The following is a 16,176-nucleotide window of genomic DNA, read 5'->3' as shown; positions in this document are numbered from 1 at the left end:
CAATGTTAGCCGCATGTTCTTCTGAAGTAAAAGAAAGTAATGTTTCTGAGGATGATACGTTAGAAACGATTATTGAAAAAGCGAAAGAAGAAGGCGAAATTGCTAGTTTAGGAATGCCAGATACTTGGGCTAACTGGGTTGATACGTGGAATGACTTAAATGAAAAATATGAGTTGAAACATACAGATACCGATATGTCTAGCGCGGAAGAGTTAGCGAAATTTGAGTCAGAGGGTGTAAAAGGAACCGCAGATATTGGCGATGTCGGCATTAGTTTTGGACCATTAGCTGCAAGTAAAGACTTAACGTTGCCTTATAAAACCAGTTATTGGGAAGAAATTCCTGAGTGGGCAAAAGATCAAGACGGGCATTGGTTATTGAGTTATACAGGAACAATCGCCTTTTTAACCGATAAAAATAATGTAAAAGAAGCACCTAAATCTTGGGCAGATTTGGCAAAAGGCGATTATCAAGTAGCTGTTGGCGATGTTACCAAAGCCAATCAAGCACAATTTGCCGTATTAGCGGCAGCAATTGCACAAGGAGGAGACGAAGCTGACATTCAACCAGGCTTAGAGTATTTCCAAGAATTAGCCCAAAATGGTCGCTTGTCTTCAGTAGATGCTAGTGTTGCTAATTTAGAAAAAGGCGAAATTGATGTTACCGTTGTTTGGGATTTTAATGGATTAAATTATCGCGATCAAATTAACGCAGAGCGATTTGAAGTAACGATTCCTACCGATGGTTCAGTAATTAGTGGGTATACCACTATCATTAATAAAAATGCCCCTCATCCAAATGCAGCGAAATTAGCTCGTGAATATATTTTATCCGATGAAGGTCAAATTAATTTAGCCAAAGGGTATGCTCGTCCAATTCGTGAAAATGTAGAATTACCACAAGAAATTGCTGACAAACTATTACCAGCTTCCGCTTACACGTCTGCGCAACCAGTCAAAAACAATGATACATGGGATGAAACAGCAATGTCCTTACCTGAATTGTGGCAAAAGGAGGTTCTTAGCCATGCCAAATAAGGCACTGGAAGAAAAATTAATTTTGATTGTCTTAGATGGCTGTCGTTATGACACTGCGATTGAACAAATGGGTGTGATGAATCATTTTGTTGAACATCAACAAGCGACGTTAATTAAAGTAATAGCGGAAATGCCAAGTAATTCACGTCCATTATACGAAGTTTTAGGAACTGGCGTACCAAGTTATCGTAATGGCATATTGACTAATGGCCATGTGCGCCGCTCACAAGAAATTTCTTTATTTGATTTAGTGAAACAAGCAGGTGGAAAAACCGGAGCTGCTGCGTATTATTGGCAAAGTGAATTATTTAATGAAGCTCCCTATGACATTACCCGTCATCGAATTCAACACGACGAAAATAAAGCTATTCAACATGGTATTTTTTACAGCGAAGATGGGTATCCCGATTCACATGTTTTCGCAGATGCGAACTATCTTATTCAAACATATACCCCTAATTTCATGCTGATTCATTCAATGAATATTGATGATATCGGACATAAATTTACAGCAGATTCAAGAGAATATGCTGCTGCGGTTAATCACGTTGATACAATTTTAGGCATGTGTCTACCTGAATGGTTACAACTAGGCTATCAAATTTTAGTCACTGCCGATCATGGGATGGATAATAAAGGATTACACGGTGGTAGTCTAGCAGCTCATCGCGAAGTTCCCTTATTTATTTTTTCAACGAAGTTTCCAGAAAATAGTGGTATTCGCCAAATGAATCAATTGGAAGTAGCACCGCTAATTTGTAATTTATTAGGTATTGAAGCTTCTGATAAAATGCAGATCGGAAACACTAGGGGGCAACAATCATGAAAAAATATGCAGGATTAGTCCCATTAATTAGTTTGTTAGCGGCATTTTTGATTGTGCCGCTGATTTTCATGCTACTAAGTAGTTTTCAAAGTGATCAAACAGGTACATGGACCATGACTAACTATACGGAATTTTTCAGCAACTCGTATTATTATCAAGCATTTTTCAATAGTTTATTAATAACCATGGTCTCTTGTATTTTAGGATTGACTGGTGCAATGGTGTTATGTATTTGCCTGTTACAACTATCTGAAAAAACACAAGAAAAAATCACCTTTGTCTCCAATTTAGCGGCAAATTTTGCGGGTATTCCCTTGGCATTTTCCTTTATTATCTTACTAGGTAATGCCGGGGTAATGAAATTGGTTATGCCGTCTTTACAGGCTTTTGACCTGTATTCATGGTGGGGACTTGGCTTGACCTATGTTTATTTTCAAATTCCCTTAGGCGTGTTATTTCTTTATCCAAGTATGCGTGAATTAAAAAAAGAATGGGCAGAAGTTTCTGCCACTTTAGGTACAACTTCATTTTATTATTGGCGTAAGGTAGCTTTGCCATTTTTACGACCTTCGTTAATCACAACCTTTATTATTCTATTTGCCAACGGAATGGGTACCTATGAAACGGCCTATGCGTTAACAGGAAGCAATGTGAATTTATTGACGGTACGGATTGCCTCATTAGTATCTGGAGATGTTTTTGCGAAACCAAATATGGGGAGTGCATTAGCAGTCTTATTTGGTTTGATGATGATTACATTAATGTCGATTGTTGGACGAAAGGAGAAAAAATGAAAAAATTTCTGGTAACACTAACGTTAAGTTTATTTGCCATTTATTATCTCAGTCCATTGTTAGCAACCTTTTTTTATGCGAGTTCAACTTCATGGGAAAAAAGTATTTTCCCCGATGATTTTACCTTGCAATGGTTTGTTCAATTATTAAGTGATGGGGCGTTTTTAGGGGCAGTTGGTCGTTCACTTCTCTTAGCAACTTTGATGACTGTGATCGTTTTTATTGTTTTAGTCCCAACAATGATTTGGATTCATTTGTACTTTCCACGCTGGGATCAAGCCTTACAAAAAATTGTTTTATTACCTTATGCCATCCCAGGGGTTATTTTAGTTACTGCATTACTTAGAACCTATTCTAAGTCTAATATACCAATGTTTTTTGTGTTATTAGGGGCGTTGTTTATTTCAATGTTACCAATTGTTTACCTAGGTATTAGTAACCAAATGAAATTGGTTAACATGAAAGAATTAGTAGAAGCTGCTGAAACATTAGGCGTACCAATGTTTCCAATTATCCGTAGCGTACTCATTCCCAATTTGAAAGTAGGGACAACCTTAGTGTCCCTGATGGTATTTTCTTCGGTATTTGGAGAGTATATGTTAACCAACTTATTGATTGGTGGACGGTTTGAAACATTGCGAATTTATATGCTTCGCCGAATGAATGAGAATGGTCATGTGGCGAGTGCTGTGATGATCTTGTATTTTTTATTTTTATTAGTGACAGCGTTTAGTATTTTCTATTTCAATAAAAAACAAACAAAAAAAATAGTGGTGAGAGCAAAAATGGAGGAACCGGTTTATGAAAAATTACTTAACCACTCGTAATCTATCCTTATCTTTTGGTGACAAAAAAATTTTAAAAGATATCTCTTTTGATGTTCAAAAAGGCGAGTTCGTTACTTTATTAGGACCAAGTGGTTGTGGAAAATCAACCTTATTACGTTGCATTGCTGGTTTAGAGCAACCACAAGAGGGCATTTTGGAATTAGATGGCGAAGAAATTCAGAATCGTCCCACAAGAGAGCGTGACATTGGTTTTGTTTTTCAGCATTATGCCTTATTTCCAACGATGACTGTTTTTGAGAATGTTGCATTTGGTCTAAAAGCTAGAAAATTAGAAAAAGGAACCATCAATCAACGGGTGTTCCGGCTATTAGATTTAGTACAGTTGACAGAGTTTGCCGATACCAATGTTCAACGCTTATCTGGTGGACAAAAACAACGCGTGGCTTTGGCACGTGCCCTAGCAACTGAACCGAAAATTTTATTACTAGATGAACCATTGAGTGCATTGGATGCCAAAATTCGCAAACAATTGCAAAAAGATTTACGCCATATTCAAAAAGAATTGAATATGACGATGATATTCGTTACACATGATCAAGAAGAAGCAATGTTAATTAGTGATCGAGTTTTTGTTTTAGAAGCAGGTGAAATCGTGCAAGCTTCTTCGCCATTTGAACTCTATACCTCACCAAAAAATCCATTTGTTGCCGAATTTATTGGGAATAATGTAAGTTTTGATTGGGAAGAACTCAATGAATATACGTCTGTTTTTTCAGGGATGGGCAATCGTCATTTGTATTACGTTCGTCCAGAATTAATTGCAACGAGAGAAACCAAAGGCGCTTTCCGTATTCCTGTAAAATTACAAAGTGTGAGTACTTTAGGCAATATTAGACGTTATCGGTTTGAAACAAATCGTGGCAAAGAAATTTTGGTTGATCGATTAAATGATTGGCACGACATTCCTGAGACACACTTTTTGTATATTGATCCAGAAGATGTGATTGTGGTTGATGTGCAGCGAGTTGTGAATGAATAAGCTTGAGACACTTACCGTTGTTGGTAGGTGTTTTTTTGGTTACAATGGATTGTAAGACAGAGACGAGGCGAAATAAATGAATAGAAAAAAAGTCATTGGTATTTTTTCACACGTAGATGCTGGGAAAACAACCTTAACAGAGGCATTATTATACAAAAGCGGACAAATTTCTCAATTAGGAAATGTCAACAAAGGGACGACTTTCTTTGACTATGATCCACTAGAACGCAAACGAGGCATTACCTTTTTAAGTAAACCAATCTCAGTCGATTATCAAGAGGGGTTTACATTGATTGATACGCCAGGACATATGGATTTAACTTTTGAGATGGAGCGGAGTTTACAGGTCACGGATTTAGCGATTGTTTTATTGAGTGCCACAGAAGGCGCGACGGGTTATACGGAGACTATTATTGATTTATGTGCCACCTATCAAGTACCTCTGATGATTTTTATCAATAAATGTGATTTACCGACAAGCAATGTTCCAAAAGCACTAGCAAGTTTAGAACAACTAGATGAACGTTTTATTATGGTAGGAAATCATTTGGCGACACCGGATTTCCAAGAAAATTGGGCCTTACTCGATGATGAATGGCTGAATCAGATGGAGGAGGCAACAGTAGATAGTATCAAGCAAGAATTTAGTCGCGCAGTCCGCCAACGAAAGATTTTTCCAATCATCTGTGGTTCCGCTGCTCAACTTGAAGGAATTGATACGTTATTAGACTTATTAATGGAAGTACAGCTTCCTGCCAGTAATTCCGAAAATATTGGACAAGTCTATAAAATTTTAACGGAAAAAGGCCAACGCTATCATTTAATAAAAGTGTTGTCTGGACAATTTTCAGTAAAAAATCGTCTACATAGTCCTCAATTACCCAATAGCGAAATGAAAATAAATCAATTATTTGTCCAACGTAATAAATTAAGCGCGATTCAAACAGCGCAAGCAGGTGAAATTGTTGGTGTAACGGGTCTTTCCCAATTGAGAATCGGCGATGTTTTTTCGACAACCGATGTTTCTTTAGAACAAATACCACCCGTGCAATCATTGACCCGTGAACCGGCGTTAGAAGTGCAAATAGTCTCTGCATTATCTAGTGACGAATTATTGTCAGCTTTCGCGCAATTAGAGGAAGAAGATCCGTCATTGCATGTTCGTTATGAAGAAGAGACGAACGAAGTATTCATTCAAGTTGTTGGGCAAATTCAAATGGATTATATTGAAGAAAATTTTGCACGTCGTTTTAATGCAACCATTACTTTTTCAAAACCGAGTGTCTTATACAAAGAAACCTTGTTAGCACCTGTTCGAGGAAATGGACACTATGAACCACTTCGTCATTATGCAGAAGTGGCCTTTTGGATGGAACCAGGTGTTCGAGGGCAAGGCATTGTATTAAAAAATCAATGTTCTTTAGAACAATTAGCAATCAATTATCAAAAAGGTATCTTAAATCATTTAATCGAAAAAACGCATCGTGGGGTATTAATTGGTGCACCACTGACGGATGTAACTATTACCTTACTGGCTGGGATTGCGCATCATCCTGAAACGAAAGGTGGGGATTTTCGTGAAGCGACTTATCGTGCGGTGCGTCAAGGCTTAATGAAAGCAACTAGTCAATTACTAGAACCCTGGTATCAAGTTAAAATTGTCGTTCCTACAGATTTGGTAGGAAAGGTTGTGACTGACTTGCAAAAATACAAAGGAGAGATTGCACCGATTGAAGAAGCCGATGACTATACAACTACCATCGAAGGAATGGTTCCTGTAGCGAATTTTTTAGAATATCCAATTGAATTTGCATCATTTACCAAAAATAAAGGACGTTTAACAACGACCGTTAAAGGGTATTATCCTTGTCATAATCAAGCAGACGTTTTAGAAAAGTATCCATACAATCCAATCAATGATTTAAATCATACACCCAATTCAATTTTCTTTGCAAAAGGTAAAGGATACGATGTAACTTGGGATCAAGTTGACGAAAAATGTCATATCCAATTGAAATAAAAAAGATTTTGTAAGATGAGTAGAAAGAAGTCAAAAATATCTGAACGCCAAAAACTTGCCACAATCAAGCAAATTTTTGGCGTTCAAGCACTTTATTGTTAACAGATTTATATCACAAGCTATTTTTTGTTATAAAGCACCAAAAGCAGCATGAATATAAGGAGAAATTACAATTTTTGTAGTTCCGTCGGTAATCTCTTGGTTTTTATCTAGGTAATTATCTATTGATTTTTGAATTTCTTCTTTGCTTAATTTGCTTAAAATCAGCCATTCTTTATTTTTATCATTTACTTCTAAAATTTGAATACCTTGGGGTGGTTCAGGCGATTCCTTAGGGTTTATCAAGGGGAACTCAGTGAATTTTACAGTGTATCGAAAGTACGCCACATAACCATGTCTTTTTTTGAACAGAATAGTAATAACTATTCCAATAAATATAAAGAAGGCTGGAATAAAAAGCCATTCACTAAGGCTTTGGTAACCTAAAAAATCAAAAAGGACAAATAGAAAAATTAGAATCAAATCAATTAACAACCATTTTTTCATCATTATTCCCTCCTATATGTAATAAGCTAATTATAGCGCTTTCTTGGGAAGCAAACAAGAAAAGTTCTCATTCTAAATAGTTGATAGTAGTAATTATCACCATATATGTTAATATAATCACAAAGGAAGGTGGAAACAATGATGCAAGCAATGATTCATTATTCAACTGATTTAATCAATGGAGGATGTAACGCGTGTCCAACTGTCAAAACAACCTCCTATAGTCTTACACTAGGACAGCTCAACACACCCTTAGAAGATTTGGATGTGTCTTCGTTAGTCATGGCAATCGTTTTAAATGCGGGGTTTCGTCAAGAATTAGTTTTAGATTTTTTGGATGAATATGTGGCATTTCAGCGTGATGGCAAAAAAGTTCAGTTTTTAGATGAGTATGGAAAAAGTATTTACAAATCCGATCAGAAAGAAGTTGTTTGTATGCCTAGTAAAGATCATTCAGTAATATTTCATAAAGCCAATGAGGTTTTAACTGAGATTTTTGAATTAAAAGCAGTTGAATTTACACTAGCTGAATAATTACTTGCGCCTCACGTTACGTGATAGTCTATGCTAATGGTAGAGGTGAACGCAATGAGGAATACATTAAAGATTTTAACAAATACTAAAGAATGCCGAATTGTGGTGACCGATACACAAAGCTTATCTGAGACATTACTAGCAACGTTTTATGGGAATCAGACAGTTCGACATTTTTTAGAAGAAATTTTAACCGTAGCAGTATTATTCGGTGGTATCCATGATTTTTATACAAAAATTAGCTTTTTGTACCGTTTAAATAAGAAAAACATTCTTTGTGAAATCAAAGAAAATAATGTATCGTTACGTTATCCTAACGAATTGAATGACAAAGATTTTTGCTTAGAAAGTTTATTGGCGAATCCAGGAATTGTCTCAATCACTATCGGAGACTGGTCAATAGGATTGCATACAGGAACGGTAGCGTTTGAAAAAAAGCGTCCGAGTGATGCGATGACTTATTTTTCTTTACAAAGTGAACAATTACTTAGTGAATTTATGGTTTCTAAAGAAAAACCGACCAAAGGAATTTTGCTACAAGGTTTGCCTTTCATTGAAACAAAAGAGTTACAAAGAGTTCGGAAGTTAATTATTCATAGACAAACAGACTCTTTACGAAAATGGCAAGAGGATAGCAAGCAGTTAGGTCAGATACTTTGGCAAAAAAAGGTGGAAACGTATGGATAAATTCTTGAAAATTAAAGACTTCAGTCAACTGATTGGTGTTAGCGTCCGGACATTGCAATATTACGATGAAATTGATTTATTACCTCCTGCAAAAAAGAATGCCCAAGGACATCGGTTCTATAATGACCATTCCTTTTCTCTTGCGTTTATGATTGTCTCTTTAAAACGTATGGGAATTTCTTTAGAAGAAATCAAACAAATTTTAGGAAATAAACAACCTTTAGGATCGTTTATTCTTGAGGAAAAACAGCGAGTAGAGCTAGAAATCGGTTCCTTACAAAATCGTTTGATACAATTGACTCATTTGGAGGAATACTTGAAAACTGGGAGAGAAGTGACTCCAGAAATGCTTGTTTTGTTAGGTGAAGGCGAGTTATCTAAGGAATTATTGGCCAAAGTGTCAGAAAAAACAGTTCCTTCTTTTGATTTAGAGGAGTTTCAGATTTTTCTTCAGGAATTAGCACTATGTTATGAACAACAATTACCATATAATCATCCCTCGGTAAAAAAATGTCTCAATTACTGGCGCCAAATGAACGAATATTCCTATGCATTAGAAATGACAACATTTGCTGAAAAATATTATGCGAAATACCCTGAACAAACGTATGGCATGAAAAAAGAGTGGTATGCTTATTTAAAAGAAAACTTAAAGCAAGACAACTGACACTTTAAAGATGTCAGCTGTCTTGCTTATTTTTTCTCGATACAAAATAAAATTGGTGGTTGATTTTTTTGATTGATAAATTGATAAGTTAATACATTGTATTCTTTTTGTGGTAGTTTTTGACAATAATTCGCTACGGTGGTTAATTCTACTTGACCACCTTCATGCCCATAATAAGCAACAATGATAATCCGTCCCTTACGAGCAAGGTGTTGTAAGCAACTATCTAAGGCTTGTTGAGTTGTTTCAGGTAAGGTAATCACTTTTTTGTTGCTTTTTGGTAGGTAACCTAAATTAAATACAGCAGCATGAATTTCTTCTTTACCTAGGTAATTTTCTAGATGTTGGTGACCATCATGAATAAGAGTTACTTGATGTTTCAAATCCTTGTCATCCAAACGTTTTTGTGTGGATTTTAAGGCTTGTTCTTGAATATCAAAAGCATAAACTCGCCCTTTTTTACCTACTAGTTCAGCTAGAAATACGGTGTCATTTCCGTTGCCCATTGTCGCATCCACTACATGTTGTCCAGGCTGAACGATTTCTTTTAATAATGTATGGCTAAAATGCAAGGCTGTTTGTAGCATGTAAAACTTCCTTTCGCACATTGAATTTACCTTGGTAAGAATTTCTTCTTAATAATTCTTCATCAATCGCATTTAAGGCTTCCCACTTTTTTAGACTCCACATTGGTCCAACAAGGGTATCACGGGGTGCATCTCCTGTTAAACGATGAATAATAATTTCTTCAGGAATCATTTCTAGTTGATTACAAGTAATTTCTACGTATTTTTCAAGAGAGAGTAATTGTAATCGCCCTTCATGATAATCACGCAGCATTCGTGTATTACGCATTAAATGAAGTAAATGCAATTTAATTCCTTGAATGTCTGAATCTAAAATTGTTCGTCGTACATTTTCTAGCATCATTTCAGGCGTTTCTTGCGGTAAGCCATTAATTAAGTGTGTGCAAACTCGAATTTGGTGTTTACGCAATTTAGCCACACCATCAAGGTAGGTTTGATAATCGTGGGCACGATTGATTAAGCGACTTGTATCCTCAAAAGTTGTTTGTAAACCTAATTCTACCCAAAGATACAGACGCTCATTTAATTCTGCTAAGTAATCCACGACATCATCTGGTAAGCAGTCGGGCCGTGTACCAATCGATAAACCGACCACTCCAGGTAAATTAATGACTTGTTCAAAACGTGCTTTAATATCAGCAAGAGGCGCATGTGTATTTGTAAAATTTTGGAAGTAGACAATGTATTGATCGACATGAGGCCATTTTTTATGCATCCGTTGAATTTCTTTATTAAATTGAACAGGTAGTCGGTCTTCAGGAGCTAAAATCATATCTCCAGAACCAGAAACACTACAAAAAGTACAGCCACCATGTGCAACAGTGCCATCGCGATTAGGACAATCAAACCCACCATCAATAACTACTTTAAAAATTTTACTACCAAACTCTTGACGTAGTGCGTAATTCCAAGAGTGGTAACGTTTATTTTTATCTTCTGCATAGATAAAGGGATTCATACTATTTGCTCACTTTCTACTTGTTAAAGCTGCTTATTTTTAAAGCGCCAAATGAAGCGTTGTTTTTGGTAATAGGGATAGCTCAATAATAGCCAACCTAAGCCCAGAGAAAAACCGCCAATAATGTCACTAGGGAAATGGACACCTAGATAGACGCGACTAATTCCAATTAATAAAATACAGCTACCTAAAATTATCTGGAGGCCAAGTTTTAAATATCTGTTTTGGATAAATAGGGCTATCAAGAAAATTAACGTTCCATACAGTACCATACTTCCCGTTGAATGACCGCTGGGGAAACTATAACTATGCTCGGTTACTAAATGCTCTAATGTAGGACGCTCACGCATAAACAACAATTTAATCAAAGGATTAAAAATGCCCGCAATCCCAATAACACCTAGGGAAAACCAGGCGGCTTCTGCATAGCGTTTTCCATATAATAAAACAAAAAGCAATGCTAAAAATAATATAACCATGGTGCTAGGATTAGCAAATTTAGTAATCCAAAGAAAAAAAGGGGTCCATGTTGGATATAAAGAGCGAATACCATTTGTTATAAATTGATCAAATGGTTGGATCCACCCAGGGTAAAACCTAACAACATAACCTAAAAAAGCAAAAAGAACGAGTGAGTGTTTGTGGCAAGATAGACGTACATACAATTGCAGCGCAAAAGTACATAACTCCGCAAGCAGCTTAGGGTAAAATAAAAAGCCATTGCGGGCGTCCTGAAATTCCTCTAAAGTTATAGTTCCGACACTGTAACTGGAGGTAAGAAAGGGAATGCTCGCAATGACCGATATTAATACTATCAGAAATCTACGAAACAATCACGATAAATCTATTCAACACATAGCTGACGAATTGGAAATCAACTGGCGCACCGCAAAAAAGTATGCAGATGAGGATCTTTTACCTGAGCCGAAGGTCCGAAAGAAAACGGGCATGATGTATGTGGAACACTGGGGAGGCATCGTTGCTCTCTGGCTTTCTGAAGATTCTAAGCTCCCGAAGAAGAAGCGTAGGACCGTTGACTTTATGACTAAAGAATTGAAGAACCAGGGGTTCCCCGGTTCGTATCGCACGGTTTGTGATTTCGTTAGGGACTGGAAAGCCACTCACTACGTTGAAGCCAATGAAGATCAAGGCTTTGAGCGTTTGGAACATCCTCCGGCGGAAGCGCAGCTGGATTTTGGCACCATGGAGGTCTGCCATGAAGGAGCCTTTAAGGATATCAAAGCACTCGTGATGTCTTTTCCTTATAGTAACGGCGGATTTGCGGTGGCATTACCAGCGGAGAATCAAGAGTGTCTACTTGAAGGAATGAAGGAGCTATTCCGACAAGTTGGCGGCGTCCCACGAAAAATTCGCATTGATAATATGTCTACGGCAGTAACGCAAGTAAAGTCGAAGACGGAACCAGCAGTGTTAACGGATGGGTTTCTGCAGTTCGCTACGCATTATGGGTTTGAGACACAGGTGTGCAACCCTAGAAGCGGAAATGAAAAAGGCAGCGTAGAAAATAAAGTCGGCTATGTTCGCTACAACTTCTTTCCGGCCACTCCAATCATGAAGGACTTCGCAAGCTTTAATGAGGCATTGGCGGTTCAATTAGCGAAAGACAGGGAACGCGTTCATTATGAGAAACATGTACTTATCAGTGAACTCTGGCTTGAGGAAAAAGCGGATCTTTTGGCATTGCCCGATGTCGCATATCCAGTCTTCAAGGAAATCGAAGTAAAAGCCAATAAGTACAACGAAATCAAGCTGGATGGCGAGCGAATCCATGTTCCTCGCGCCCGGAACCATTCCATCATCTACGGGCTGCTTCGCTTTGACTCCTATCAACTGGTTAGCACGGATGGTGAAATTATCGCTGAAGGCCCCCGGCCCTACATGATGAAGAAACGAGCGATTGACTGGCAAGCAATACTACTCGATTGGCGGCGCAAATTGCGTGCGATGCATTACTCTCGTTACTGGAAATATCTACCCGAACGCATCAAGCTCTATCTCAGCCATCCCGATTGGAAAGAACAGGCAAAGCGTGTAGATCAGCTTCTCGTTTTTCTCGTCACCAACGATATGTTAGGTATTGATCAGAACTTCTACGACCTTATCGGTTCTTCGAAAGAAACGGATGCCTATGATGTGGATTGGAATGACTATGATGCATTTCTCAAGTCATCTAATGGGGAGGCGGCGAGTTGATGGAAACCGATCGTTTAGAAGAGGTTTGTAAGCAGTTGCGGCTCTCTCATATTCCTAGAGTCATTGGAACGGAGGGCTTTGAAACCAAAGAAGATTGGTTGCTATTCCTGTTAGAGAATGAATTGAAGTGCCGGGAAGAACTAAAGACAGCTCGGCTCTTCAAACAGGCCAAATTCCCTGTACGCCGGACTTTAGACAACTACGACTGGCATGATCATATCACGCTGCCAAATCCGACCACAAAGGAAGAGTTAATCAGCCTCTCCTTTATCCGCCAAAAAGAAAACGCCGTTTTCGTGGGTACCCCAGGAACTGGTAAGACGCATTTAGCTTGTGCTCTTGGCCAAATGGCCACGCATGCTGGTGTTGAAACACGCTTCTGGCGAGTCTCTGAATTGGTGGGAGAATTGGAACGTCAATGGAAGAACAACACGTTGGAGACCTTCAAGCACCGCTTTGACAAGGTGAAGTTGGTTATCCTAGATGAGATGGGCTATGTGCCGTTCACTAAGGAAGGTGCCGAGTTGCTCTTCCAGCTGATCAGTGATTGGTATGAAACGAAAAGTATCATCATCACCAGTAATTTGGAGTTCAGCCAATGGAATAAGGTGTTTATCGATACACGTTTGACGGCGGCATTGGTGGACCGCTTAATTCATCACGCACACATTTTAAGCTTCACCGGAGAGAGCTTCCGGCTCAAAAACGCTCTATCAAGACCAAAATAATCAGAGAAAAATTTCAGGCGCAAAGGTGTGTACTTTTTCTTTGCAATATTGTGTAGGAAGGTCTTGCAAAACACAGTGAGCAACTGCCCACAAATTGAGTGTATAATTTATTATTCATAAAAGCTCCTCTATATTTATTCAAATTAACGAATACATTATAGCATAGACCGTTTCTATAATGAAAAATACATGTCAATTTCCCCATAATAAATTAATTTAAAATCGAATGTAAAAATGGAAATAAATACTGATGTGACAAGGGTTGTGATGGATGTGTAGAAATGTACATATTACAAGTATTTTACAATTTGAGTTTTGAGATGTTTAAACTTTTATTAAGAAAAAATAACCTGTATACTAAAAAATGTATTAAAAAAAATGGAGGTCAAAAAATGGAGAAGACTTTATCAAGAAAAGAACTTAAAAGAATAGAACAGCATCCGCTTTTATATCGTAATATGAAAAAAAGCGCGGCAGTCTTAGGAAGCACTGTTACAGCAATTTCTGTTGCAACACCGTTATTACCGAGTGTTGAAGTAGAAGCTGCTGAAAATGAGTCTCAACAAACTGCTGTCTATTCTTCAACAAATTCTAATGCATATATCGAACAATTAGCTTCACATGCCCAATCAATTGCTGGACCGAATAATTTATATGCATCAGTGATGATTGCTCAAGCGGTTATTGAAAGTGGTTGGGGACAAAGCGGACTATCGCAATCACCCTATCATAATTTATTTGGGATTAAAGGTAGTTACAATGGTGAAACGGTGTATATGAATACACAAGAATATTTGAATGGGCAATGGGTAACCATGAAAGAGCCATTTAGAAAATACCCTTCATTTACAGAATCGTTTCAAGACAACGCCAATACATTAAAAAATGTATCTTTACAGCCAGGTGTTTATTATTATTCTGGTGCATGGAAAAGTAATACTTCTTCTTATCGTGATGCTACTGAGTGGTTAACAGGTCGTTACGCTACTGCACCTAATTATGCAAGTGCGCTAAACAGCGTAATTGAAAGTTATGATTTAACACGTTATGATTCTGCAACTTCGGGAAGTTCTAGCGGAACAACAAATACAAACAATAAAACAAACACAAATACCAATACAGAATCTGGTAACAAAACATCTACACCTTCTAAGCCATCTGCCAATGGTCAAAGCTACAAAGTTCAATCAGGAGACTCTGTATGGTTAGTTGCTAATAAACATGGCATGACAATGGATGAGTTAATCAGTTTAAATGGTATTCAAAACAATTTTATTTATCCAGGTCAAACATTGATTGTTTCAAGTAGTGATTCTAGTGCTGTGAACAAACCAAGCCAACCAAGTACACCAAGTCAATCAAACAAACCATCAACGCCAACAACAAACACAGGTAATCAAGGAACTTATACCGTAAAATCAGGAGATTCTGTATGGTTAGTTGCTGACAAACATGGCATGACAATGGATGAATTAATTCGTTTAAATGGCATTCAAGATAACTTCATCTATCCAGGTCAAACATTGACCGTAGCAAAAAGTGGTTCGACTTCTGCCAATCAATCGAGCCAATCAAGTACACCATCAACACCTAATAAAAATACGGGTAGTGAAGGAACTTATACCGTAAAATCAGGAGATTCCGTATGGTTAGTTGCTGACAAACATGGCATGACAATGGATGAATTAATTCGTTTAAATGGCATTCAAGATAACTTCATCTATCCAGGTCAAACATTAACTGTAGCAAAAGGTAGTTCAACTTCTACTAATCAGTCAAACCAATCAAACACTACGACAACGCCAAATAGCAACACTGCAAGTCAAGGGACATATACAGTGAAGTCAGGAGACTCTGTATGGTTAGTTGCTGATAAACACGGGATGACAATGGATGAGTTAATTCGTTTAAATGGCATTCAAGATAACTTTATCTATCCAGGCCAAACATTAAACGTAGCAAAAGGAAATTCAGCTAGTACAAGTACACCTACTCCAAGTACACCATCAACACCAACAGCAAACACAGGTGGACAAGGAACATATACTGTACAATCAGGTGAGTCTGTATGGTCAGTTGCTGATAAACACGGGATGACAATGGATGAGTTAATTCGTTTAAATGGCATTCAAGATAACTTTATCTACCCAGGTCAAACATTAACTGTAGCAAAAGGAGACTCGACCTCTGCCAATCAGTCGAGCCAACCTAATCAGTCAACCACACCGACAACACCAACACAACCGTCAGTGTCACAAACCAACAATAACACTGATAAATATACGGTTCAATCGGGTGAATCTGTTTGGCTGATTGCTGATAAGTTTGGTATAACAATAGACGAATTATGTAGTTGGAATAATATCCAAAATAATTTCATCTATCCAGGTCAAACATTGATTGTAAAAGGTAATTCGACTTCTGCCAATCAGTCGAACCAATCAACTACACCAGCTACACCAACTACCAACGTAAATACAAACAATAATGCTAATGTAACAACATACAAAGTTCAGTCAGGCGATTCCGTTTGGTTAATTTCAGATAAATTTGGAATCACGATTGATGAGCTAAGTAGTTGGAACAACTTAGAGAATAATTTTATTTATCCAGGTCAAACATTAAAAGTTGCTTAGTTGCAACATGTAGATAAAGTTTGATTTTTCACAAAAATTCATGAATTAAACAAAATTATTTTCAAAACTCAGAAACCGATAAAAGATTGATTGAAAGGCACTTTCGTAAAAGAAA

At 37.5% G+C, this 16,176-nt stretch carries 16 protein-coding genes; 12 read left to right on the top strand and 4 right to left on the bottom strand.

Annotated features, from left to right (window positions below):
* Nucleotides 1-2: 2 nt before the first annotated feature.
* The 6 genes from AC4BC7_RS11160 to AC4BC7_RS11135 all read left to right on the top strand — a co-directional run bounded on the left by AC4BC7_RS11160 (nucleotide 3) and on the right by AC4BC7_RS11135 (nucleotide 6,504).
* On the top strand, nucleotides 3-1,037 hold the full coding sequence (locus tag AC4BC7_RS11160) for an ABC transporter substrate-binding protein (protein WP_422389688.1): 1,035 nt from the start codon (nucleotides 3-5) through the stop codon (nucleotides 1,035-1,037).
* Nucleotides 1,027-1,863 (top strand): alkaline phosphatase family protein, encoded by an 837-nt coding sequence (locus tag AC4BC7_RS11155; RefSeq protein WP_207871823.1) that lies wholly within the window; start codon nucleotides 1,027-1,029, stop codon nucleotides 1,861-1,863. Before AC4BC7_RS11160 ends, AC4BC7_RS11155 begins: the two co-directional genes overlap by 11 nt.
* Nucleotides 1,860-2,657 carry an ABC transporter permease gene (locus AC4BC7_RS11150; protein WP_490502880.1) on the top strand — a complete coding sequence of 266 codons (798 nt, stop codon included), beginning with the start codon at nucleotides 1,860-1,862 and terminating at the stop codon, nucleotides 2,655-2,657. Before AC4BC7_RS11155 ends, AC4BC7_RS11150 begins: the two co-directional genes overlap by 4 nt.
* Nucleotides 2,654-3,484, top strand: a complete 831-nt coding sequence (locus AC4BC7_RS11145) for an ABC transporter permease (RefSeq protein ID WP_490502879.1) — start codon at nucleotides 2,654-2,656, stop codon at nucleotides 3,482-3,484. The genes AC4BC7_RS11150 and AC4BC7_RS11145 overlap by 4 nt, the downstream gene beginning before the upstream one ends.
* A complete protein-coding gene (locus AC4BC7_RS11140) occupies nucleotides 3,459-4,484 on the top strand; it encodes an ABC transporter ATP-binding protein (protein ID WP_490502878.1) in 1,026 nt (341 codons plus the stop codon). Before AC4BC7_RS11145 ends, AC4BC7_RS11140 begins: the two co-directional genes overlap by 26 nt.
* Before the next feature lie 76 nt (nucleotides 4,485-4,560).
* The gene (locus tag AC4BC7_RS11135; protein WP_490502877.1) at nucleotides 4,561-6,504 is read left to right on the top strand and encodes a GTP-binding protein; all 1,944 of its coding nucleotides are present in this window, start codon (nucleotides 4,561-4,563) and stop codon (nucleotides 6,502-6,504) included.
* Nucleotides 6,505-6,633: 129 nt separating this feature from the next.
* Here the strand turns inward: AC4BC7_RS11135 and AC4BC7_RS11130 are convergent, their stop codons facing one another.
* The gene (locus AC4BC7_RS11130) at nucleotides 6,634-7,050 is read right to left on the bottom strand and encodes a hypothetical protein (protein ID WP_490502876.1); all 417 of its coding nucleotides are present in this window, start codon (nucleotides 7,048-7,050) and stop codon (nucleotides 6,634-6,636) included.
* 138 nt (nucleotides 7,051-7,188) lie between these two features.
* Here AC4BC7_RS11130 and AC4BC7_RS11125 point away from each other — a divergent pair, with 138 nt between their 5' ends.
* Genes AC4BC7_RS11125 through AC4BC7_RS11115 form a run of 3 tightly spaced genes read left to right on the top strand, consistent with a single transcriptional unit; the run spans nucleotide 7,189 to nucleotide 8,938 of the window.
* The gene (locus AC4BC7_RS11125; RefSeq protein ID WP_490502875.1) at nucleotides 7,189-7,584 is read left to right on the top strand and encodes a DUF4809 family protein; all 396 of its coding nucleotides are present in this window, start codon (nucleotides 7,189-7,191) and stop codon (nucleotides 7,582-7,584) included.
* Between the two features lie 54 nt (nucleotides 7,585-7,638).
* A complete protein-coding gene (locus AC4BC7_RS11120) occupies nucleotides 7,639-8,271 on the top strand; it encodes an Hsp33 family molecular chaperone HslO (RefSeq protein WP_490502874.1) in 633 nt (210 codons plus the stop codon).
* On the top strand, nucleotides 8,264-8,938 hold the full coding sequence (locus AC4BC7_RS11115) for a MerR family transcriptional regulator (RefSeq protein WP_490502873.1): 675 nt from the start codon (nucleotides 8,264-8,266) through the stop codon (nucleotides 8,936-8,938). The genes AC4BC7_RS11120 and AC4BC7_RS11115 overlap by 8 nt, the downstream gene beginning before the upstream one ends.
* Nucleotides 8,939-8,964: 26 nt before the next feature.
* Here the strand turns inward: AC4BC7_RS11115 and mnmM are convergent, their stop codons facing one another.
* From mnmM to AC4BC7_RS11100, 3 genes are read right to left on the bottom strand one after another with little or no spacing between them, the layout of a single operon-like run.
* The gene (mnmM, locus tag AC4BC7_RS11110; protein WP_490502872.1) at nucleotides 8,965-9,525 is read right to left on the bottom strand and encodes a tRNA 5-(aminomethyl)-2-thiouridylate-methyltransferase MnmM; all 561 of its coding nucleotides are present in this window, start codon (nucleotides 9,523-9,525) and stop codon (nucleotides 8,965-8,967) included.
* Nucleotides 9,500-10,483 (bottom strand): tRNA modification radical SAM protein MnmL/YtqA, encoded by a 984-nt coding sequence (gene mnmL, locus AC4BC7_RS11105; protein ID WP_490502871.1) that lies wholly within the window; start codon nucleotides 10,481-10,483, stop codon nucleotides 9,500-9,502. The genes mnmM and mnmL overlap by 26 nt, the downstream gene beginning before the upstream one ends.
* Before the next feature lie 23 nt (nucleotides 10,484-10,506).
* The gene (locus AC4BC7_RS11100) at nucleotides 10,507-11,148 is read right to left on the bottom strand and encodes a phosphatase PAP2 family protein (RefSeq protein ID WP_490502870.1); all 642 of its coding nucleotides are present in this window, start codon (nucleotides 11,146-11,148) and stop codon (nucleotides 10,507-10,509) included.
* 121 nt (nucleotides 11,149-11,269) lie between these two features.
* Between AC4BC7_RS11100 and istA the strand changes: the two genes are divergently transcribed.
* The 3 genes from istA to AC4BC7_RS11085 all read left to right on the top strand — a co-directional run bounded on the left by istA (nucleotide 11,270) and on the right by AC4BC7_RS11085 (nucleotide 16,061).
* Nucleotides 11,270-12,697 (top strand): IS21 family transposase, encoded by a 1,428-nt coding sequence (gene istA, locus AC4BC7_RS11095; protein WP_093365140.1) that lies wholly within the window; start codon nucleotides 11,270-11,272, stop codon nucleotides 12,695-12,697.
* Nucleotides 12,697-13,425, top strand: a complete 729-nt coding sequence (istB, locus tag AC4BC7_RS11090) for an IS21-like element helper ATPase IstB (protein WP_490502869.1) — start codon at nucleotides 12,697-12,699, stop codon at nucleotides 13,423-13,425. Before istA ends, istB begins: the two co-directional genes overlap by 1 nt.
* Nucleotides 13,426-13,817: 392 nt before the next feature.
* On the top strand, nucleotides 13,818-16,061 hold the full coding sequence (locus AC4BC7_RS11085) for a LysM peptidoglycan-binding domain-containing protein (protein WP_490502868.1): 2,244 nt from the start codon (nucleotides 13,818-13,820) through the stop codon (nucleotides 16,059-16,061).
* Nucleotides 16,062-16,176: the final 115 nt, after the last annotated feature.

The organism is Enterococcus sp. AMC1623, from assembly GCF_058216495.1.
The sequence above is the reverse complement of the archived record's forward strand: the minus strand, read 5'-3'. Positions and strand labels throughout refer to the sequence as shown.